The organism is Kosakonia sp. H02 (assembly GCA_030704225.1).
GTDB lineage: Bacteria > Pseudomonadota > Gammaproteobacteria > Enterobacterales > Enterobacteriaceae > Kosakonia.
Map to the genome: position 1 here is coordinate 3,049,887 of CP131915.1, position 22,344 is coordinate 3,072,230.

The window sequence follows — 22,344 nt, forward strand, 5'->3', positions numbered from 1 at the left end:
CTCACCACAGGAAAGGGAGAGAAAAGATGAAAAAATTCGCTGCGATTACCGCTGTTATTGCACTCTGCTCCGCGCCGGCGTTTGCCGCGAATCAGGGCGGGTTCACCGGGCCGGGTGCCACGCAACATAGTGCGTCCCAGCAGAGCGGGGGTTTTACCGGGCCGAACGGCAGTAAAGCCACCGTCGAAAGTGCAAAATCCTTGCGCGATGATGCCTGGGTGTCACTGAGCGGCAACATTGTTGAACGCATCTCCGACGATACCTATTTATTCAAAGATGCGACCGGCACCATCAATGTTGAAATCGACCAGAAACGCTGGAAAGGCTTGTCCGTTGGGCCGCAGGATAAGGTGGAGATCCAGGGCGAAGTGGATAAAGACTGGAACTCGGTAGAAATCGACGTTAAAGAGATCCGTAAAGTCGGCCAGTAACCCCGTACCTGCGTGAAAAAATCGCTCATCGCTATGACTCCTCGCCGCAGATAAGGTAGTATCTGCGGCAATATTGCCGCCGCAAAGGTGGGCGCATACGTTGAGGAATCACGATTAATGAGCGATATGGCAGAGCGCCTTGCGCTGCATGAATTTACGGAAAACGCATACCTGAACTACTCCATGTACGTCATCATGGATCGTGCGTTGCCGTTTATCGGTGATGGCCTGAAACCCGTTCAGCGTCGCATCGTTTACGCAATGTCTGAACTGGGGCTGAACGCCAGCGCGAAGTTCAAAAAATCCGCCCGTACCGTGGGCGACGTGCTGGGTAAATACCACCCGCACGGCGACAGCGCATGTTACGAAGCGATGGTGTTAATGGCCCAGCCCTTCTCCTACCGTTACCCGCTGGTTGATGGTCAGGGAAACTGGGGCGCGCCGGACGATCCGAAGTCCTTCGCCGCCATGCGTTATACCGAATCCCGCTTGTCCAAATACGCCGAATTACTGCTGAGCGAACTGGGCCAGGGCACTGTTGATTGGGTGCCTAACTTCGACGGGACAATGCAGGAGCCGAAAATGCTGCCTGCGCGCCTGCCGAATATCCTGCTGAACGGCACCACCGGTATTGCGGTCGGCATGGCAACGGATATTCCGCCGCATAACCTGCGCGAAGTGGCGAACGCCGCCATCACCCTGATTGAACAGCCGAAAACCACCCTCGACCAGTTGCTGGATATCGTACAAGGGCCGGATTATCCCACCGAAGCGGAAATCATTACCTCCCGCGCGGAAATCCGCAAAATCTACCAGAACGGTCGCGGTTCGGTGCGTATGCGCGCGGTGTGGAAAAAAGAGGACGGTGCCGTGGTGATTACTGCGCTGCCGCACCAGGTTTCCGGTGCGCGCGTGCTGGAGCAAATCGCCAGCCAGATGCGCAATAAAAAATTGCCGATGGTGGATGATCTGCGCGACGAATCGGATCATGAAAACCCGACCCGCCTGGTGATCGTGCCGCGATCCAATCGCGTGGATATGGATCAGGTGATGAACCACCTGTTCGCCACCACCGATCTGGAAAAGAGCTACCGCATTAACCTGAATATGATCGGTCTGGACGGTCGCCCGGCGGTGAAAAACCTGCTGGAGATCCTCACCGAATGGCTGGCGTTCCGTCGTGATACAGTGCGCCGCCGTCTCAATCACCGGCTGGAGAAAGTGCTTAAGCGCCTGCATATCCTTGAAGGTTTGCTGGTGGCGTTTCTCAATATTGACGAAGTGATTGAAATCATCCGCACCGAGGACGAACCGAAGCCCGCGCTGATGTCGCGTTTTGGCATCAGTGAAACCCAGGCGGAAGCGATCCTCGAATTAAAACTGCGCCACCTCGCCAAACTCGAAGAGGTGAAGATTCGCGGTGAGCAACACGATCTGGAAAAAGAGCGCGACCAGTTGCAGGCGATCCTGGCTTCTGAGCGCAAGATGAACACCCTGCTGAAGAAAGAGTTGCAGGCCGATGCCGACGCGTTTGGCGACGATCGCCGTTCACCGCTCCACGAGCGCGAAGAAGCGAAAGCGATGAACGAGCACGATATGCTGCCGTCTGAACCGGTCACCATCGTATTGTCACAAATGGGCTGGGTGCGTAGCGCCAAAGGTCACGACATTGACGCGCAGGGTCTGAGCTATAAAGCCGGTGATAGCTGGAAATCCTCGGCCAAAGGCAAGAGCAATCAGCCGGTGGTGTTTATCGATACCACCGGGCGCAGCTACGCCGTTGATCCGAGTTCGCTGCCATCCGCGCGCGGGCAGGGCGAGCCGTTAACCGGCAAGCTGACGCTGCCGCCGGGTGCCACGGTTGAGCATATGGTGATGAGCAATGAAGATCAGAAGCTGCTGATGGCCTCCGATGCGGGTTACGGCTTTGTCTGCACCTTCAATGACTTAGTGGCGCGTAACCGTGCCGGTAAGACGCTTATCAGCCTGCCGGAAAATTCCCGCGTGATGCCGCCGCTGGAGATTGAAAACGACAACGATATGCTGCTGGCGATCACCGCTGCGGGCCGCATGTTGATGTTCCCGGTCAGCGATCTGCCGCAGTTATCGAAAGGTAAAGGCAACAAGATCATCGGCATTTCGTCTGCCGATGCGGCGAAGGGCACCGATGCGCTGGCTCATCTCTATCTCCTGCCGCCGCAAAGCACGCTGACCTTGCACGTCGGCAAACGCAAAATCAAACTGCGTCCGGAAGAGCTGCAAAAAGTGCAGGGCGAGCGCGGACGCCGCGGTACGCTGATGCGGGGCTTGCAGAAAATCGACCGCGTGGAGATAGACTCGCCTTCCCGTCCGGGTGCGGGCGATAGCGAAGAGTAATCTTCATTACCCTCTCCCCACCCCTCTGGTGGGGAGATATTTCTTAGAAATTTCCCGTAAAGGCGTTGTTTATTCGCGAATTGCGATTAACAATACGTTCTTTTTAAAGGCCGCATAACATAAAGCCCGGACCGGATAATGGTCATTGGTGGCGCAGCCAGCTTCAGCGTATTTACGCTGGCGTGTATATAATGCTCAGGGTATGGGCTTCAGAGGTCGCTATGCTATTTATTGTTCGCGCAATCATCATTGTTATTTATTCCATTCTGGTCAGCGTATTCGGATCTATTTACTGCCTGTTCAGCCCACGAAATCCAAAACATGTTGCCACCTTCGGCCATCTGTTTGGCCGCCTCTCAACGGTGATGGGCCTGAAAGTAGAAACCCGCCTGCCGCCGGGTGCCGACCAGTTCGGCAATGCCATTTATATTGCTAACCACCAGAACAACTACGACATGGTCACCGCGTCTAAAATCGTGTTGCCGCCTACGGTCACCGTCGGTAAAAAAAGCCTGCTGTGGATCCCCTTTTTCGGACAGCTTTACTGGCTGGCCGGTAACTTGCTGATTGATCGGGATAACCGCGCCAAAGCGCACGGCACCATCGCCCAGGTCGTCAAGCAGATTCAGAAACGCAATATCTCTGTCTGGATGTTCCCGGAAGGTACCCGCAGCCGTGGTCGCGGCCTGCTGCCGTTTAAAACCGGCGCGTTCCATGCGGCGATTGCCGCCGGGGTGCCAATTATTCCGGTGTGTGTCTCCTCAACCTCCAACAAAATCAATCTCAACCGCCTGAACAATGGGCTGGTGATTGTCGAAATGCTGCCGCCGGTAGATATCTCGCAGTTTGGTAAAGACCAGGTTCGCCAACTGGCGACTCATTGCCGCGAGATCATGGCGGCGAAAATTGAGGAACTCGACAAAGAAGTTGCGCAGCGTGAAGCAGCAGGTCGGGTTTAACCTTTTGTTAGTGAGCAAACCCGGAGGCGAGAACACCTTCGGCGGATTTAGTCAGCGTTACACGGAGCAAATATGTCACTCAGTCGGCGTCAGTTTCTTCAGGCATCCGGGGTTGCGCTTTGTGCCAGTGCGGTGCCGCTGAGGGCAAATGCTGCCGGGCAGCAACCGCCGCTGCCCATTCCTCCGCTGCTTGAGTCCCGACGCGGGCAGCCGCTCTTTTTGACATTACAACGTGCTCACTGGTCCTTTGCCCCCGGCACGCGCGCGCAAATTTCAGGCATTAACGGGCGTTACCTCGGGCCGACGATCCGCGTCTGGAATGGCGACGATGTGAAGCTGATTTACAGCAACCGGCTGGCAGAAAACGTGGCGATGACCGTCAGTGGTTTGCAGGTGCCCGGCCCGCTGATGGGCGGCGCGGCGCGCATGATGACAGCGAATAACGACTGGGCGCCGGTGCTGCCTATTCGCCAGAGCGCCAGCACGCTGTGGTATCACGCCAATACGCCGAACCGCACCGCACAGCAGGTCTATAGCGGGCTGGCGGGAATGTGGCTGGTGGAAGATGAGATAAGCAAATCACTGCCGATCCCGAACCATTACGGTGTCGATGACTTCCCGGTCATTATTCAGGATAAACGGCTGGATAATTTCGGCACGCCGGAATACAGCGAGCCGGGTAGCGGCGGGTTTGTCGGAGATACCTTGATGGTTAACGGCGCGCAAAGTCCCTTTGTGGAGGTTTCTCGCGGCTGGGTGCGCCTGCGCCTGCTGAATGCCTCCAACTCCCGCCGTTATCTGCTGCAAGTGAGCGATGGCCGCGCCCTGCATGTGATTGCGGGCGATCAGGGCTTCTTGCCTGCACCGGTTTCGGTGAAACAGCTCTCGCTGGCACCCGGCGAGCGCCGCGAAGTGCTGGTGGATATGACCAACGGCGATGAAGTGTCGATCACCTGCGGGGAAGCGGCGGGTATTATGGACCGGCTGCGCGGCCTCTTCGAGCCGTCGAGCATATTGATCTCCACGCTGGTATTGACCCTGCGTCCCACCGGGTTGCTGCCGCTGGTAACAGATACGTTGCCGATGCGCTTGCTGCCGTCTGAGATTATGGCCGGTTCGCCAACGCGCAGCCGCGATATCACGCTGGGCAGCGATCCGGGCATTAACGGTCAGTTGTGGGATACGCAGCGCATTGACATCACCGCGCAGCAGGGGACCTGGGAGCGCTGGACGGTGCGCGCCGAGATGCCGCAGTCGTTTCATATCGAAGGCGTGATGTTTATGATCCGCAACGTTAACGGTGCGCTGCCGTTCCCGGAAGATCGGGGCTGGAAAGATACCGTGTGGATTGACGGGCAGGTTGAGCTTCTGGTGTGGTTTGGTCAGCCGTCATGGGCGCATTTCCCGTTTCAGTACCAAAGCCAGACGCTGGAGATGGCCGACCGCGGATCGGTGGGTCAATTGCTGGTCAATCCGGCGCCTTAACTCGCCTGTGCCTGGTGGCGTTTCGCTTGCCAGGCCTGGGCAAAATCCTCCTGTATTTCCATTCAGGTTACGGCGTATAATCGCCGCCCTTTGATTACTTTTTTAGCAATTCTGGATGCAAGATGAGCGCAATATCCCTGATCCAACCGGATCGTGACCTTTTCTCCTGGCCCCAATACTGGGCGGCCTGCTTCGGCCCCGCGCCATTTTTGCCGATGTCGCGCGAAGAGATGGATCAACTTGGCTGGGATAGCTGCGACATTATTCTGGTTACCGGCGACGCTTACGTTGACCACCCGAGTTTCGGTATGGCCATTTGCGGGCGCATGCTGGAAGCGCAGGGCTTTCGCGTCGGTATCATTTCTCAGCCGGACTGGAACAGCAAAGACGACTTTATGCGCCTTGGCAAACCGAACCTGTTTTTCGGCGTGACCGCCGGGAATATGGATTCGATGATCAACCGCTACACCGCCGACCGTAAGCTGCGCCATGACGATGCCTACACGGCGGATAACGTCGCCGGGAAACGCCCGGATCGCGCCACGCTGGTCTATACCCAGCGCTGTAAAGAGGCATGGAAAGAGGTGCCGGTGATCCTCGGCGGGATTGAAGCCAGCCTGCGCCGCACCGCCCATTACGATTACTGGTCTGACACCGTGCGCCGCTCGGTGCTGATTGATGCCAAAGCCGACATGCTGATGTTCGGCAACGGTGAGCGCCCGCTGGTGGAAGTGGCGCACCGTCTTGCCGCTGGTGAGCCGATCGCGCAGATTCGCGATGTGCGCAACACGGCGATCATCGTAAAAGAAGCCTTGCCGGGCTGGAGCGGTGTCGATTCCACCCGCCTCGACACGCCGGGCAAAATCGACCCGATTCCCCATCCTTACGGCGAAGATCTGCCGTGCGCGGATAACAAGCCGGTAGAGCCGCAAGCGCAGGAAGCCAAACGCGTTACGGTTCAGCCGCCGCGCCCGAAACCGTGGGAAAAAACCTATATTCTGCTGCCGTCTTACGAGAAGGTGAAAGCCGACAAAGTGCTGTATGCCCACGCGTCGCGTATTTTGCACCATGAAACCAACCCAGGCTGCGCCCGTGCGCTGCTGCAAAAGCATGGCGATCGTTACATCTGGATCAACCCGCCAGCCATTCCGCTATCAACGGAAGAGATGGACAGCGTGTTTGCGCTGCCTTACAAACGCGTGCCGCACCCGGCGTATGGCAACAGCCGTATCCCGGCCTACGAGATGATCCGCTTTTCGATTAACATCATGCGCGGCTGCTTTGGCGGCTGCTCTTTCTGCTCGATTACCGAGCATGAAGGGCGCATTATTCAGAGCCGCTCGGAAGATTCGATCATCAACGAGATCGAAGCGATTCGCGACACGGTACCGGGTTTTACCGGCGTAATTTCCGATCTGGGTGGGCCGACGGCCAATATGTATATGCTGCGCTGCAAATCGCCACGCGCCGAGCAAACCTGCCGCCGTCTTTCCTGTGTCTACCCGGATATCTGCCCGCATATGGATACCAACCATCAGCCGACCATCGATCTTTATCGCCGCGCCCGCGATTTGAAAGGCATTAAGAAAATCTTGATTGCCTCCGGTGTGCGTTACGATCTGGCGGTAGAAGATCCGCGTTATGTGAAAGAGCTGGCGACGCACCACGTCGGCGGTTATCTGAAGATTGCCCCGGAACATACCGAAGAAGGGCCGCTGTCGAAGATGATGAAACCCGGCATGGGCAGCTACGATCGCTTTAAACAACTGTTCGATACCTATTCGAAACAGGCGGGCAAAGAGCAGTACCTGATCCCGTACTTTATCTCCGCGCACCCCGGTACGCGTGATGAAGATATGGTGAACCTGGCGCTGTGGCTGAAACGCCACCGTTTCCGCCTCGATCAGGTGCAGAACTTCTATCCGTCGCCGCTAGCTAACTCGACGACGATGTATTACACCGGCAAAAACCCGCTGTCGAAAATAGATTACAAGAGCGAAGAGGTGGTGGTGCCGAAAGGGGACAAACAGCGCCGTCTGCATAAAGCGCTGCTGCGTTACCACGATCCGGCGAACTGGCCGATGCTGCGCCAGGCGCTGGAAGCGATGGGTAAAAAACACCTGATTGGTTCACGCCGCGAATGCCTGGTGCCGGCCCCAACGATGGAAGAGATGCGCGAAGCGCGTCGCCAGAGCCGCCATGCGCAGCCTGCGTTGACCAAACATACGCCGATTGTGCATCAGCGCAGCAATGGTAAAAACGCCGCGCCCGCGAAGAAAAAACCCGCCCGCGTACGCTAAATAGACCGCAATTGTAGGCCGGATAAGCGTCAGCGCCATCCGGCGGTGTTTAGCCACTTCATGCCGGATGGCGGCGTCCCGCCTTATCCGGCCTACGATTATATCCGGCCTTTAGCCGCTGAACTGGTCCGGGTCTGGCCCCAGGCGTTTACCCTGATCCAGTTTGGCGATTTCACCCAGCTCATCTTTATCGAGGCGGAAATCCCAAACGTCGAAGTTCTCGACGATACGCGCAGGCGTGACCGATTTCGGGATCACCACCAGGCCGCTATCCAGATGCCAGCGAATAACAATTTGCGCTGGCGTTTTGCCATATTTATCTGCCAGTTCACGAATAATTTTCTGATCAAAAACGCCTTCGCCACCCTGCGCCAGCGGGCTCCAGGACTCGGTCTGGATCTTGTGCGTCGCGTTCCAGGCATGTAACTGACGCTGTTGCAGCAACGGATGCAGCTCAATCTGGTTGATAACCGGGATCACGCCGGTCTCATCGATGATCTTTTGCAGATGATGAGTCTGGAAATTACACACGCCGATACTTTTTATCAGCCCCTGTTTTTGCAACTCGATCATGCCTTTCCAGGCTTCAACGTAATGATCCATCGCCGGGACCGGCCAGTGCATCAAATAGAGATCGACATAATCGAGTTGTAACTTTTCGAGGCTCTCTTTCAATGCTTCAGCCGGGCGTTTCTGATCGCCATTCCATAATTTCGTGGTAATGAACAACTCTTCACGCGGCACGCCCGCGCTGGCTAATGCTTTACCAACACCGTCTTCGTTCTTGTAGGCTGCGGCGGTATCGATGGAGCGATACCCAACTTCCAGCGCCTTATGGATGGCGGTAACCACTTCCTCGTTGCTCGCTTTCCACACGCCAAGACCCAGTTGCGGCATCAGGTTGCCGTCAGAGAGTTTAATCACGGTTGGATGTGTCATGCATTTCTCCTTTGAATAGGCTTACCGGGACGAGCCCGGTAAGGTGGTTTGCATTAAGTGTGGTCGAAAAACCCAAAAACGGAAGCTGTGCTGTGTAAGACCTTAGCGAGCGGCTTCGTAAATGCGGCGGCTCACATCCAGCGTAATGTCTTGATGTTCGCCCAGTTTCGTCATGCCGTGCTCTTCCAGTTTCGCCAGCAATGCCGGAATAGAACTGCCATCCAGGCCGTAACCGGAAAGATACGTCGGCACGCCCATACGCTCGAAGAAATTGCGCGTAGCGGCAATCGCAGCATCAATGCGTTCGCTTTCGGAGCCTTCAGTGATATTCCACACGCGCTCTGCGTATTGCAGCAGTTTTTCGCGTTTGGTATCGCGTTTCTCATTCCACAGCGCAGGCAGCACAACGGCCAGGGTTTGCGCATGATCAAGACCGTGCATCGCCGTCAGTTCGTGGCCCAGCATATGGGTTGCCCAATCCTGCGGCACGCCCGCGCCAATTAAACCGTTCAGCGCCTGCGTCGCCGCCCACATTACATTGGCGCGCACGTTGTAGTTTTCCGGCTCCTGCAACGCTTTCGGGCCTTCTTCAACCAGCGTCAGCAGAATGCCTTCGGCGAAACGATCCTGGATTTTGCCATCGACCGGGTACGTTACGTACTGCTCTACAGTATGGACAAAGGCGTCAACAACGCCATTCGCCACCTGACGCGGGGGCAGGGTGTAGGTGTAAACCGGATCGAGCACCGCGAAAACCGGCTGCACGAACGCGGAGTGGAAGGCCTGTTTATCACCGGTAGCTTTACGGGAAACCACCGCACCGGCGTTGGACTCAGAGCCAGTGGCTGGCAGCGTCAGGACGGAGCCCATCGGAATGGCGCTTTTGATTTCGCTGCCGCGGGTTTGCAGAATGTGCCATGGATCAACGCCGTCTGCGTAATGCGCCGCAGCGGCGATAAATTTGGTGCCGTCCAGCACGGAACCGCCGCCGACCGCCAGCAGGAACGTAATGTTGTCATCGCGGACAATTTGCACCGCTTTCATCAGCGTTTCATACGTCGGGTTGGGTTCGATGCCGCTGAACTCGCGCACATCCAGCCCTTGCAGCGCGCTGTAAACCTGGTCGAGAACACCGTTTTTCTTCACGCTGCCGCCGCCGTAGGTGATCAGCACGCGGGCGTTAGCAGGGATTTGCGCACGCAGGTCGGCAATGGCGCCTTTGCCAAATAAAATGCGCGTCGGGGTATGCAGATTAAAGTTATTCATTGCTCGTTCCCTTCTGAATGGGTGAAAAAATCCCGTGGCGGAAGTCCGCCAGATGAAGGTTATTGTGGGCGCGGGCAGGGACACGCTCAATGCACATTCCTGCCGATGTCTTGCCTTTTTCTCCGCGCTGCTGGAGAAAATGCACAAAACTTTGCACACTGTAGCGGTCGAAATCGCTTGCCGGAGTGGCAATAAATGAACCGTGATGAGATTTGCCTTCACCTGACCAGAAAGGTTAAGCAGCTGAAAGATAATGAAAATAGATTAAGTGCGCTGTTGCCGGATATCCGCCTGCTGTACGGTACGCAGCCCGGTACTCGTACCCCGGTGATGTATCAACCAGGGATCGTTTTTCTCTTCTCCGGCCATAAAATTGGCTATATCAACGAGCGCGTTTTTCGCTACGACACTAATGAATATCTGCTGCTGACGGTTCCGCTGCCGTTCGAGTGTGAAACCTTTGCCACGCCGGACGTGCCGCTGGCGGGTATTCGCCTGAATGTCGACATCCTGCAATTGCAGGAGCTGCTGATGGATATTGGCGAAGACGAACATTTTCACCCCGATGTTGCCGCCAGCGGCATTAACTCGGCGGTGTTATCGGAAGAGATCCTCTGCGCGGCGGAGCGGTTGCTGGATGTGATGGAGCGCCCGCTGGATGCGCGTATTCTGGGTAAACAGATTATTCGCGAGATGCTTTACCACGTGCTCACCGGGCCGCGCGGCGGTGCGCTGCTGGCGCTCGTCAGCCGCCAGACCCATTTCAGCTTAATCAGCCGGGTGCTGAAACGCATTGAAAGCCAGTACACGGAAAACCTCAGCGTTGACCAACTGGCGGCGGAGGCCAACATGAGTGTCTCGGCGTTTCACCATAACTTCAAATCGGTGACCAGCACCTCGCCGCTGCAATACCTGAAAAGCTACCGCCTGCATAAAGCACGGATGCTGATGGTGCATGACGGAATGAAAGCTGGTGCAGCGGCGATGCGTGTGGGATACGAAAGCCCGTCGCAGTTCAGCCGGGAGTTTAAGCGCTACTTCGGCCTGACGCCGGGGGAAGATTTGGCGAGAATTCGCACCATGCAGGGAATGTAGGAGAGACCCTCTTCCGCCGGGAAGAGGGAACAGATTCAGGCGTTACAGTACTTTTTCTTCACAATCACGGCGACCGCGCCGATAAGGCCGACCACCAGCAGGAAAACCGGCAGCAGCATCAGAAAGGTCATCACCTGATCTTCATGACGTTTGACGAACGGGATCATGCTGATGGCATAACCGAGCGAGGTCACCACGCAAACCCACAGCAGCGCGCTCAGCCAGTTAAAGAACTGAAAACGGCGATTCGACAAGCCGGAAATGCCCGCCATGGTCGGCAGCAGGGTGCGGATAAAGGCGAGAAAACGCCCTGCCAGCAGCGCCAGCAAACCGTGACGATCAAACATATAGGTGGCGCGCTCGTGGTATTTCATTGGCAACTGTGACAGCCAACTTTTCACCAGCCGCGTATTGCCAAGCCAGCGGCCCTGGATGTAGCTCAGCCAGCAGCCCAGGCTGGCGGCGGAGGTGAGGATCGCAATCGTCGAGACGAAGTCCATGCAGCCGCGCGCAATCAGTGCGCCAGCCAGTAACAACAAGCTGTCACCGGGTAAAAATGAGGCAGGAAGCAAGCCGTTTTCTAAAAAGAGCGTGGCAAACATCACTAAATAAACAACGCCCACAACATGCGGGTTCGCCAGCGCAGCAAAGTCGTGATGCCAGAGCGCAGCAATAATATCTTGAATAACAGCCATGGACTTTCCTGTGGTACCGCGTAGAGGAGGCTATTGTACTCCAGTTCGCCAAAAACACCTTGATCCGGGGCGCAACAAACGGAGAATTTTCTTAAATGCAGCCCCGGTCACTCAGGTTTACACGATGCGCTGAAAGCCTGCCACTAAATCCTCTATCAGATCGTCAACGTTCTCTAAACCAATGTGCAATCGGATTAATGTGCCGTCGAAATCAACTTCGCCTTCCGGGCGAATGGCAGCAATATGTTCCGGTTGGTTTGCCAGGATTAACGATTCATAGCCGCCCCACGAGTAAGCCATGCTGAACAGCGAGAAATGGTCGAGATAATTCGCCAGCTCTTCATTATTTAGCCGCTTGTCCAGCACAAACGAGAACAGGCCGCTGCTGCCGGTAAAATCCCGCTTCCAGAACTCGTGACCTTTGCTGCCTGGCAATGCTGGATGATTCACCCGCGCGACCTGCGGATGCGCGGCCAGCCATTGGGCAATTTTCAGGCTGCTTTCATGGTGCTGGCGCAAACGCACACCCAGCGTGCGCAGCCCGCGGCTGGTCATATACGCGGTGTCGGCATCGAGCATTTGCCCCATTAAGTAAGCGTTTTCGCGCAGTTGTTCCCAACAGCGAGCGTTGGACACGGCGGTGCCGACCATCGCATCGGAATGACCAATCAAATACTTGGTGCCCGCCTGAATCGAGATATCGATATCGAATTCCAGCGCTTTGAACAGAATGCCCGCCGCCCAGGTATTGTCGATCATGATGATCGCGTCCGGCGCGACACTGCGTACCGCCTGGACAATCGCCGGAACGTCATGCACTTCCATGGTGATAGATCCGGGAGATTCCAGGAACACAACTTTGGTGTTGGGCTGGACCAGCCGGACAATGCTTGCACCGATCATCGGATCAAACCAACTGGTGGTGACGCCGAGTTTGGCGAGAATTTTAGTACTGAAATCCTGGGTGGGTTCGTAGGCGGTGTTGGTCATCAACACATGATCGCCTTGTTCGACAAACGCCAGAATGGTATTCGCCACTGCCGCCGCGCCGCAAGGGAACAATGCGCAGCCCGCGCCGCCTTCCAGTTCGCACATCGCTTCCTGTAATGAGAAATGCGTTAACGTGCCGCGACGACCATAAAAAAGCTCGCCGTTGGCGCGGTTGCGCGTGGCGTGTTTTTTGGCTTCGACCGTTTCAAATACCAAAGAAGAGGCGCGCTGGATAACGCTGTTCACCGACCCCAGTGAGTATTTTTTGCTGCGCCCTGCGTTCACCAGAGCGGTATCAAGATGCTTTGCCGTCATGTTTGCTTAACCTGGTTTTATACGTCTGGATGTCCAGACTACCATGATTGCGCAGCGATGCATCAGGTGAGGTGAATTATTCTAAAAAACGACCAGTGGGCTGTGTTTACTGCGTCAACGCAAAGAAAAAGTGCTTTGTTTTGTGCACTATGTAAATACTAATGAGAACTACTATCAATTCGACGCCTTTTTGATATTATGGCGCATAGTTTTTTATGAACAGTTTTTTGTGACTTGCATCCCGGAGAAACAGAGTGGGTAATAATTTGATGCAGACGGATCTATCCGTATGGGGTATGTATCAGCACGCTGACATCGTCGTTAAGATCGTGATGATCGGCCTGATTCTGGCGTCAGTTGTGACGTGGGCGCTCTTCTTCAGTAAAAGTGTTGAGATGATTTCACTCAAGCGTCGCCTTAAGCGTGAACAGCAATTGCTGGCGGAGGCCCGCTCGCTGGATCAGGCAACAGAGATTGCCTCTACGTTCCACGCCAGAAGTCTGAGCTCACTGTTGATCAATGAAGCCCAGAACGAACTGGAGTTATCCGCAGGTAGCGAAGACAACGAAGGGATTAAAGAGCGTACCGGGTTCCGCCTTGAGCGTCGCGTGGCCGCAACCGGTCGTTATATGGGGCGTGGGAATGGTTTTCTCGCCACCATCGGTGCGATTTCCCCGTTTATCGGTCTGTTTGGCACCGTCTGGGGCATCATGAATAGCTTTATTGGTATTGCACAGACGCAAACCACCAACCTCGCGGTTGTCGCACCAGGGATTGCAGAAGCGCTGCTGGCGACGGCGATTGGCCTGGTCGCTGCAATTCCGGCGGTGGTGATTTACAACATTTTCGCCCGCATGATTGGCAGCTATAAAGCGACCCTCGGCGACGTTGCCGCGCAGGTTCTGCTGCTGCAAAGCCGCGATCTTGACCTGGCCGCCAGCAATGCGCAGCCGGTTCGTACCGCTCAGAAATTACGGGTAGGTTGATACGCCATGGCAATGCGTCTTAATGAAAACCTGGACGATAACGGCGAAATGCACGAAATCAACGTCACGCCATTTATCGACGTGATGTTAGTGCTGCTGATTATCTTTATGGTGGCCGCGCCGCTTGCCACGGTTGATGTAAAAGTGAATCTGCCTGCATCTTCCAGCCAGCCGCAGCCGCGCCCGGAAAAGCCGATTTACCTGTCGGTAAAAGCGGATAACACCATGTTCATCGGTAACGATCAGGTCACGGATGAAACGATGGTTAACCAGCTCAATGCGTTAACCGAAGGGAAAAAAGATACCACCATCTTCTTTCGCGCGGACAAAACCGTGGACTACGAAACAATGATGAAGGTGATGGATACCCTGCACCAGGCGGGCTATCTGAAGATCGGTCTGGTGGGCGAAGAGGTCGCGGCAGCGAAATAGCCCGACGCGGACGAAAAGTAAAAAGCTGGCGATAACCGCCAGCTTTTTTTATGCCTGTTTATCCCAGATGTTCGCCGCCGGTCACACCATGCACCTCGGCGGTGACATAGCTCGACTCCTGGCTCGCCAGGTAAACGTAGATGGGAGCCAGCTCAGCCGGTTGCCCGGCACGTTTGATCGGCGTTTGCTGACCAAACTGCGGCAGTTTCTCCTGCGGCTGACCGCCGGAAATCTGCAACGCGGTCCAGATAGGCCCCGGTGCCACGATATTCACGCGGATGCCTTTTTCTGCCACCTGTTTTGCCAGCCCACGGCTGTAGTTCAGAATGGCCGCCTTGGTAGAGGCGTAATCCAACAGGTGTGTGCTTGGCTGATAAGCCTGGATTGACGACGTGGTGATGATGCTACCGCCGCGCGGCAATAACGGAATGGCTTCCTGCGTTAGCCAGAACAGCGCAAACACGTTCAGCGTGTAGGTCTGCGTGAATTGTTCTGTGGTCAGGTTCGCAATCTCTTCAACCGCGGTTTGTCTGCCGGCGACCAGCGCCAGAACATCCAGACCGCCAAGCTGCTCTTTGGCTTTGTGCGGCAGCGAGCGGGCAAAAGATTCATCGCTCAGATCGCCTGGGATCAGCACGGCTTTGCGTCCGGCTGCCTCGATCTGCTCTTTCACCTGCTGGGCATCTTCCTCTTCCGCGGGCAGATAGTTGATGGCGACATCCGCACCTTCACGGGCGTAGGCAATCGCCGCTGCGCGGCCAATGCCGGAATCCCCACCAGTTACCAGCGCTTTGCGCCCTTCCAGCCTTCCGCTACCGACGTAGCTGTTTTCGCCACAATCCGGTACGGGATCCATTTTTGCCTGTACGCCCGGATAAGGCTGCTTCTGCTTCGGGTATTCACCGGTGTAGTACTGCGTGGTGGGATCCTGAATTTTTGTCTGGTTAGTTGCCATTAAGTACCCTCCTTATCGGTTGTCAGTACTTAAGGATAGAAGTTAACGCTGAGTTCGCAGGGCAATTCAGGATTTTCTTGCCAGGGAAAGGTTATTTCGCTTTTGGTTTCTCCGTTGCGCTCTTCTCTTCGAGCGCAACAGTGGTGACCGTCGACGTGCGGTATTCGCCATCGCTCAATTTGCGGCTCAGGCGCAGCGTTGCCGCTTCCCGTCCAAGTAGATATTGATAATGGGCTTCCAGCCGCCCGAGGATTTTATCGCGCAATTCAGGCTGTTGTTCGATGATGGCGGCAATGGTCGCGCCGTAAATCTCTTCTTTCACTTGCAGCGGGTAAATTTCGCGGCGATTTTGCCATTTCAGACGTACCAGCGCAGCCGGAATAGAGACCAGCTCCTGAGCTATTCGCTCAATGGTGGCGTTTTTATTTTGTACCAGCGCGTCGATATTTTGCTTTAAGATAAATTCGTCGCTTTTACTCTCATCATAATTGATATAGACATTATTATTTTCGACATCAGCCACGTTATTCATCCCCAAGTTTATAAAACATTGGTGCGTCTTTTTCCCCGGTAACCAGATTAAGCCAAATCTCATTCCCTGCTTCATTAATGTGCTGAGTTTTATCGGCAATTATTTTGCTCAAGGTCTGAGCATCGATCTCGCCTTCGGCTTGTAAATCATTAAGTAAACGCGCAAAGGACTCAATTTTCACGACTCGGAATAGTCGATCTTTAATATGACGATCGCGTTCTTCGAGCAGCATATTGCGTGATTGGCCAGTGTTGCTGGCGTTGGCTAATATATTATTCGCATGGTCGGAGAGGGTTCTTTTACCCTGAGTTAAATTAGGCTCTTTTGCTTCGTTTCCTGGCCGGGTTTCAGCGGCAGAAAGGTGAAATCGTGCCGGGACAAGATTGTCGGGAAGCATTTTTATTATCCTTTAATATCAACAAGGAAGAGAATATTTAGCGGGTGAGGTTCGTTGACAATATCATGGTGCACTTTTAAAATCAAAAAAAAGGAGTCTGCTCATGAACAGTATTTTTTATTCTGTTATTGCTTTATTGCTGCTGACGGGCGGCGTTTTATTATTGATGCGTGAGTACAATAAGAAGAATCCCCTGAGTGAAATTGATAATCAGCTGCCACAGTTACAGCCATTGACAAAAGAGGAGGGCGAAGATCATTTTTCAGTGTTAATGAACGCGATTACGCCAGTGTGGTACTGGCGCGTTAACCATGAATATATTGATTTTCTTCACGCCACTATTAAACGTATGAACATGGTGGAAATAAATAACACACCAGGTTTATTTGAAGCACAGCGTCGGTGCAGCGATCTGAATTCCGCAGTGTATAAGTATTATGACAATATAAAAAAACGCTGCGTGAATGGCGAAAAAGTCTCCGCCGCCGATCTGGACGTACTTAACCTGCGCCAGTGCTTTCGCGAATTCAGCATGGAAGCTTACCCCGCGCTGGTGGTACTGGTTTGGCCGGAGTATCAGCGGCCATGGGTGAACCCAGAAGAGGTGTAATTTTTGTGTTGTTCCGCTGTTGCAAAAGGCTCACCGGGCTGGGCTATACTGTGCGCCGGTTTTAGCTATTTGACGAGACACGACAGAACATGGAACGCTTTCTGGAAAACGCAATGTACGCTTCGCGCTGGTTGCTCGCCCCGGTCTATTTTGGCCTCTCCCTTGCCCTTCTGGCACTGACGGTAAAATTCTTCCAGGAGATTTTTCACGTTATCCCGAACATCTTTTCGCTGGCAGAGTCGGATCTGATCCTGACACTGCTGTCGCTGGTGGATATGACGCTGGTCGGCGGGCTGCTGGTGATGGTGATGTTTTCCGGTTATGAGAATTTTGTCTCACAACTGGACATCGCCGAGCATAAAGAGAAGCTGAGCTGGCTGGGTAAAATGGATGCCACCTCGTTAAAAAACAAAGTGGCGGCGTCGATAGTCGCCATCTCCTCGATTCATCTGCTGCGTGTATTTATGGATGCGAAGAACGTCCCGGACAACAAACTGATGTGGTATGTGATTATCCACCTGACGTTTGTGCTTTCCGCGTTTGTGATGGGGTATCTGGATCGTTTAACCCGCGGCAAGCATTAATCAGCGCTTGATGGGGTTTCGTAAGCCGGGTAAGCGAAACGCCACCCGGCAATACGGTTTTACTTATCCGACGACGCCTGCCACAAATTCAATTCACCATCGGCAACATGCTTATCAATTTGCGCCAGCTCCTCGGCGCTGAACGTCAGGTTATTCAACGCCTGCACATTCTCCTCAATCTGCTCTGGTCGGCTGGCACCAATCAACACTGACGTCACTCGCGCATCTTTCAACAACCAGCTCAGCGCCATCTGCGCCATCGACTGGCCGCGACGCTGCGCCATTTCATTCAGCAGACGCAGGCTAGTAAGATTGGCTTCGGTCAGCATTTTCTCTGTCAGGCCACGCGCTTTCTTCCCTTCACGCTCCATCCTCGAACCTTGCGGAATACCGTTCAGGTATTTACCGGTCAGCAACCCTTGCGCCAGCGGCGTAAAGGCAATGCAGCCGACGCCATTGTCTTCCAGCGTATCCAGCAGGCCGGTTTTATCCACCCAACGGTTCAGTAAGTTGTATGAAGGTTGATGGATAAGCAGAGGGATCTTCCACTCTTTTAACAGCGCCACCATCTGTTGCGTGCGTTCGGTGGAATAAGAGGAGATGCCCACATACAGCGCTTTACCGCTTTGCACTGCCTGTGCGAGCGCGGCGGCGGTCTCTTCCATCGGTGTTTTTTCATCCACACGGTGTGAATAGAAAATATCGACATACTCCACGCCCATGCGCTTCAGGCTCTGATCGAGGCTGGCAAGCAGGTATTTACGCGAGCCGCCAGAGCCGTATGGGCCGGGCCACATATCGTAACCAGCCTTGGTGGAAATAATAATTTCATCGCGATATTGGGCGAAATCATCACGTAATAAACGGCCAAAATTCACTTCCGCGCTGCCCGCCGGCGGCCCGTAGTTATTGGCTAAATCAAAGTGGGTAATACCCAGATCAAATGCTTTACGCACCAGGGCACGCTGTGAATCAAGGGTATTTGCGTGTCCAAAACTGTGCCACAAACCGAGCGAAAGCGCAGGCAGTTGCAGGCCGCTTTTGCCGCAGTAACGATACTGCATCTGTTCGTAGCGCTGGGGGTTGGCGAAGCCAGGCATGATGTCTCCTTTCTTATCTATCTTGTAGAGGTAAATTCGAAACAACGTTTCTATCTTACGTCTGATTTCAGAACATCAAAAGGCCAGGGTTGTATCAGAGTATTTTTACCAAAAAACAGCGGCAAATAAGGGTAAGTGGATAAGCTTAATGCGGCGTTTAATTTCCTTTAGGAAGGGCTTAAAGCTACGAAAATTCCTGGGAGAATGGGATAAAAACCAGGCAGAGTGAATCTCTTTTGCACGCCGGAAAATAAGCATTCCCTGTGCCAATATAAGCAGATGTGATTGCTGCCGTGACGCAACGATCATCACGATCACCGCTGTAGCGCGCATAGTTACTGCCTTTTTCGTCTTCCTTACACGCCTGGAATCTCTTAAATGCGTGTGAAAAAGCATCTGTTTTAACAATGCTTAACTCTTAATTAAATGCAGCTAAATATAGCTGGCTATATAATTTTAGCGCCCTTTTAAAACATGGTGAATATAAACCAGACGATATGGATTGACTTAATTGTGTGGTGTGAAATGGCTCTTTTAAATAACAGGCAGAAAACTCATTTGTATTTTTTTTCAAACTTAAGTGTTTTATTTTTTATAAATGAAAAGCAGTTGTTATGCGAGATCTTGAAAATATATTTATATTTAATATCAATAGCTTAAAATAATTTTATGGTGCTTATTGGTGCATCAAAACGTTAGCAGAATAACAATTTCCAGCGCCACGATTTTCGCTATATACGTAAAAAAACAGGGTTCTTTTTTTTATCAAAAATTTTATGTCGGGCATACATATTCCCTAAAACGTGCCGATAAAGGTGATAACTCTCGCCCGCAGGCGAGAAGGTACCTTCACCGCAAGGATAATATTATGAATATGCTTCGCAATTTTACGATACGCGCCGTGATGCTGGTGATCCTTGGGATCTTCGGTGTGCTGTGGTCGGGCGTCGGTCTGTATAGCGTTTTTTCACTGTCAAAAGTGGCTGACGGCAATGAAGTCGATCGCCAGTTAGTGACACAAATGACGCTTCTTAGCCAGGGGAATGATCAGTACTTTCGGTTTGTAACGCGTCTTAGTCGCGCAATGGAAGCCAGGGCTGCGGGCGGCACACCGGATTTAGCACAGGTTCAACAGGCGCTGGATAACATGGCCCGTCGTCTGACGGACTTCAAAGCCGCCTCGCCAGGCCCGATGGATCCGAAAGTCTCCGAACAGGTGATCTCGGGCTGGCAGGCGCTGCTGGACCAGGGCATTGCCCCGCAAATGCAACTGGCACAGCAAGGTTCACCGGAGGCGTACCGCAAACAGGCCAACGATGTCACGCCAGCGCTGAGCCGCAATTTTGGCAGCGCGACGGAAAGTTTTAACAAAGCTGCCAGCGTGATGCTGGATGAAACCCGCGTGATGGTTGATCACCAGACCACCACCACCCGTGCGGCGATCATTATCGCGATGGTGATTGGCCTGCTGATCCTGCTGTTCACGGATCGTTATCTGGTCACCATGCTGGTAAAACCGCTGAACCGCATTCGCGCCCATTTCAAATTGATGGCGCAGGGCGATCTCAGCCATCCGCTGGAAGATATGGGGCGTAACTGCGTCGGCCAGGTGATCCCGCTGCTATTAGCCATGCAGGACAGCCTGCGTGAAGCGGTGAGCAGTATTCGCAGCGGCAGCGAAAATATCTGGCGTGGCGCATCTGAAATCTCAACCGGCAATAACGACCTCTCTTCGCGTACTGAAGAGCAGGCCGCCGCGCTGGAAGAGACCGCTGCCAGCATGGAAGAGTTGACCTCCACAGTTAAACTGAACGCCGATAACGCTAACCAGGCCAGTGAACTGGCAGAAGTGGCCTCCGTCACCGCCAGCAAAGGCGGGGCGCTGGTGAAAGAAGTTATCAGCACGATGGATGGCATCTCCGCGAGCTCGAAGAAAATTGCGGAAATCACCAACGTTATCAACAGCATTGCTTTCCAGACCAATATTCTGGCGCTCAACGCCGCCGTTGAAGCGGCGCGCGCCGGTGAACAAGGCCGCGGCTTTGCGGTTGTCGCTGGCGAAGTGCGTAACCTTGCCAGCCGCAGTGCGGACGCGGCGAAAGAGATCGAAACGCTGATCGCAGACTCCGTAAACCGCGTGGACAAAGGGGCAAAACTGGTTAACGACACCGGCACAACCATGGAAGGCATCCTGCGTGCGGTTAAAGAAGTGACCACCATCATGAAAGAGATTGCTTCCGCTTCTGTTGAACAAAGCAAAGGCATCTCGCAGGTGGGCGTGGCGATTAGCCAGATGGACAGCGTAACGCAGCAGAACGCCTCGCTGGTGGAGGAAATTTCCGCTGCCGCCGCGGCGCTGGAGCGCCAGACTGAAGAGTTGCAACGTTCCGTTCAGCAGTTCCGTCTTTCCAGTGAAGATCAGCACAAACCCGCTGCGTCTGCGCTGCTTAAACCGGATCTGTCCCGTGGGAATGTGCGCAAATCTGCTGCGTCGACGGATGAATGGGTGGCGTTTTAAATCGTACAACCCTGTGAATTAGCACGTTTTGCTCATGGTGGTGTTTTCGTTTGTGAAGGTCACTTATGTCGGAAGTGACCTTCTTTTTTTAATTTCATAAAACCCAAAAACCCTTTTTTAAGTATGCCTACTTTCGCCTCCCGTCGTTTTTTGCATAATGACCCTGTTTTTTATGTGATTAATTGTCGGGGCGATCGCAGCATTCCCCTACCAAATGGGAGGAGAATATTCTTAGTCCGGGCTAAGGGAAAACCAACACATGGCAGGAGAAAACCAGGCTTTCGCCTCTTCAGGTGTCAGTCGTCGTGATTTTATGAAGTTGTGTGCCGCACTGGCGGCCACTATGGGGCTAAGCAGCAAAGCGGCAGCAGAAATGGTCGACGCCGTCAGCCATCCGCAGCGTCCACCGGTTATCTGGATTGGCGCGCAGGAGTGCACTGGCTGTACGGAATCTCTGCTTCGCGCCACCCATCCCACCGTCGAAAATCTCGTGCTGGAAACCATTTCACTCGAATACCACGAAGTGCTTTCCGCCGCTTTTGGTCATCAGGCCGAAGAGAACAAACACCGCGCGCTGGAGCAGTACAAAGGTCAGTACGTGCTGGTGGTCGACGGCTCGATCCCGATGAAAGACGGTGGCATTTACTGCATGGTGGCCGGGGAACCGATCGTTGAGCATATTCGCAAAGCGGCGGAAAACGCGGCAGCGATAATTGCCATCGGCTCTTGTGCCGCCTGGGGCGGTGTTGCAGCGGCGGGCGTCAACCCCACCGGTGCGGTCAGCCTGCAACAGGTGCTGCCCGGCAAAACCGTGATTAACATTCCCGGCTGTCCGCCGAACCCGCAAAACTTTCTTGCCACCGTGGCGCATATCATCACCTTCGGCAAACCCCCGGCGCTGGATACGAAAAACCGCCCCAGCTTTGCTTACGGTCGGCTGATCCATGAACACTGCGAGCGCCGCCCGCATTTCGACGCCGGTCGTTTCGCCAAAGCCTTTGGCGATCAGGGTCATCGTGAAGGCTGGTGTCTCTATCACTTAGGCTGCAAAGGCCCGGAAACCTGGGGTAACTGCTCCACGCTGCAATTTTGCGATGTCGGCGGTGCCTGGCCTGTCGCCATCGGCCACCCGTGTTATGGCTGCAACGAAGAAGGTGTCGGTTTCCATAAAGGCATTTCCCAGCTTGCCCATGTGGAGAACCCGACACCGCGCGTCGACAAACCGGACGTCAGGATGAAAGAGGGCGGGGCAGTTTCAGCCACCGCTGTCGGGCTACTTGGCGGCGTGGTCGGCCTGGTCGGCGGTGTGGGTGTGATGACCGTGCGCGAGCTTGGTCGCCAGCAGAAGAAAAACGACGCGGATTCGCAGGGAGACTAGC

At 54.2% G+C, this 22,344-nt stretch carries 19 protein-coding genes and 1 pseudogene; 12 read left to right on the forward strand and 8 right to left on the reverse strand.

What is annotated here, in order from left to right; translation table 11 throughout:
* The first annotated feature begins 26 nt into the window (after nt 1-26).
* From Q5705_14365 to Q5705_14385, 5 genes and pseudogenes are all read left to right on the forward strand, one after another.
* The gene (locus tag Q5705_14365) at nt 27-431 is read left to right on the forward strand and encodes a YgiW/YdeI family stress tolerance OB fold protein (protein ID WLI75768.1); all 405 of its coding nucleotides are present in this window, start codon (nt 27-29) and stop codon (nt 429-431) included.
* Between the two features lie 117 nt (nt 432-548).
* Complete coding sequence (parC, locus tag Q5705_14370; protein WLI75769.1) at nt 549-2,807, forward strand: DNA topoisomerase IV subunit A; 2,259 nt, start codon at nt 549-551, stop codon at nt 2,805-2,807.
* Between the two features lie 221 nt (nt 2,808-3,028).
* Nucleotides 3,029-3,766, forward strand: coding sequence for a 1-acylglycerol-3-phosphate O-acyltransferase (locus tag Q5705_14375; GenBank protein WLI75770.1), 738 nt, complete (start codon nt 3,029-3,031; stop codon nt 3,764-3,766).
* A gap of 72 nt (nt 3,767-3,838) precedes the next feature.
* Nucleotides 3,839-5,251 carry a cell division protein FtsP gene (ftsP, locus tag Q5705_14380; protein ID WLI75771.1) on the forward strand — a complete coding sequence of 471 codons (1,413 nt, stop codon included), beginning with the start codon at nt 3,839-3,841 and terminating at the stop codon, nt 5,249-5,251.
* Between the two features lie 54 nt (nt 5,252-5,305).
* Nucleotides 5,306-7,497, forward strand: a pseudogene (locus tag Q5705_14385) (YgiQ family radical SAM protein).
* Nucleotides 7,498-7,662: 165 nt separating this feature from the next.
* Here Q5705_14385 and dkgA read toward each other — a convergent pair.
* Nucleotides 7,663-8,490 (reverse strand): 2,5-didehydrogluconate reductase DkgA, encoded by an 828-nt coding sequence (gene dkgA / locus Q5705_14390; GenBank protein ID WLI75772.1) that lies wholly within the window; start codon nt 8,488-8,490, stop codon nt 7,663-7,665.
* 102 nt (nt 8,491-8,592) lie between these two features.
* Nucleotides 8,593-9,756: an alcohol dehydrogenase gene (gene yqhD, locus Q5705_14395; GenBank protein WLI75773.1), complete on the reverse strand. Its 1,164-nt coding sequence runs from the start codon at nt 9,754-9,756 to the stop codon at nt 8,593-8,595.
* A 195-nt stretch (nt 9,757-9,951) separates the two neighbouring features.
* Between yqhD and Q5705_14400 the strand changes: the two genes are divergently transcribed.
* Nucleotides 9,952-10,851, forward strand: coding sequence for an AraC family transcriptional regulator (locus Q5705_14400; GenBank protein ID WLI75774.1), 900 nt, complete (start codon nt 9,952-9,954; stop codon nt 10,849-10,851).
* A gap of 35 nt (nt 10,852-10,886) precedes the next feature.
* Here Q5705_14400 and Q5705_14405 read toward each other — a convergent pair whose 3' ends face one another.
* Both Q5705_14405 and metC read right to left on the reverse strand, forming a co-directional pair.
* Entirely contained in the window at nt 10,887-11,546 is a 660-nt protein-coding gene (locus tag Q5705_14405) for a DedA family protein (protein ID WLI75775.1), read from the reverse strand.
* A gap of 117 nt (nt 11,547-11,663) precedes the next feature.
* Entirely contained in the window at nt 11,664-12,851 is a 1,188-nt protein-coding gene (gene metC, locus Q5705_14410; GenBank protein WLI75776.1) for a cystathionine beta-lyase, read from the reverse strand.
* A gap of 254 nt (nt 12,852-13,105) precedes the next feature.
* Between metC and exbB the strand changes: the two genes are divergently transcribed.
* Complete coding sequence (gene exbB / locus Q5705_14415) at nt 13,106-13,837, forward strand: tol-pal system-associated acyl-CoA thioesterase (GenBank protein ID WLI75777.1); 732 nt, start codon at nt 13,106-13,108, stop codon at nt 13,835-13,837.
* Between the two features lie 6 nt (nt 13,838-13,843).
* Nucleotides 13,844-14,269 carry a TonB system transport protein ExbD gene (gene exbD, locus Q5705_14420; GenBank protein ID WLI75778.1) on the forward strand — a complete coding sequence of 142 codons (426 nt, stop codon included), beginning with the start codon at nt 13,844-13,846 and terminating at the stop codon, nt 14,267-14,269.
* A 58-nt stretch (nt 14,270-14,327) separates the two neighbouring features.
* Here exbD and Q5705_14425 read toward each other — a convergent pair whose 3' ends face one another.
* The 3 genes from Q5705_14425 to Q5705_14435 form a co-directional block, all read right to left on the reverse strand.
* Nucleotides 14,328-15,224, reverse strand: a complete 897-nt coding sequence (locus Q5705_14425) for an SDR family oxidoreductase (protein WLI75779.1) — start codon at nt 15,222-15,224, stop codon at nt 14,328-14,330.
* Nucleotides 15,225-15,315: 91 nt separating this feature from the next.
* Entirely contained in the window at nt 15,316-15,747 is a 432-nt protein-coding gene (locus tag Q5705_14430; GenBank protein ID WLI75780.1) for a cytoplasmic protein, read from the reverse strand.
* Between the two features lies 1 nt (nt 15,748).
* On the reverse strand, nt 15,749-16,153 hold the full coding sequence (locus Q5705_14435) for a hypothetical protein (protein ID WLI75781.1): 405 nt from the start codon (nt 16,151-16,153) through the stop codon (nt 15,749-15,751).
* A gap of 103 nt (nt 16,154-16,256) precedes the next feature.
* Here Q5705_14435 and Q5705_14440 point away from each other — a divergent pair, with 103 nt between their 5' ends.
* Entirely contained in the window at nt 16,257-16,763 is a 507-nt protein-coding gene (locus Q5705_14440) for an RNA helicase (protein WLI75782.1), read from the forward strand.
* Between the two features lie 89 nt (nt 16,764-16,852).
* Complete coding sequence (locus Q5705_14445) at nt 16,853-17,347, forward strand: TIGR00645 family protein (protein WLI75783.1); 495 nt, start codon at nt 16,853-16,855, stop codon at nt 17,345-17,347.
* 59 nt (nt 17,348-17,406) lie between these two features.
* Here the strand turns inward: Q5705_14445 and Q5705_14450 are convergent, their stop codons facing one another.
* Nucleotides 17,407-18,447, reverse strand: a complete 1,041-nt coding sequence (locus Q5705_14450; GenBank protein ID WLI75784.1) for an aldo/keto reductase — start codon at nt 18,445-18,447, stop codon at nt 17,407-17,409.
* Between the two features lie 868 nt (nt 18,448-19,315).
* On the opposite strand from Q5705_14450, the gene Q5705_14455 reads away from it, so the two are divergent.
* Together Q5705_14455 and hybO are read left to right on the forward strand one after the other, a co-directional pair.
* Nucleotides 19,316-20,965, forward strand: coding sequence for a methyl-accepting chemotaxis protein (locus Q5705_14455; GenBank protein ID WLI75785.1), 1,650 nt, complete (start codon nt 19,316-19,318; stop codon nt 20,963-20,965).
* 259 nt (nt 20,966-21,224) lie between these two features.
* Entirely contained in the window at nt 21,225-22,343 is a 1,119-nt protein-coding gene (gene hybO / locus Q5705_14460; GenBank protein ID WLI75786.1) for a hydrogenase 2 small subunit, read from the forward strand.
* Nucleotide 22,344: the final 1 nt, after the last annotated feature.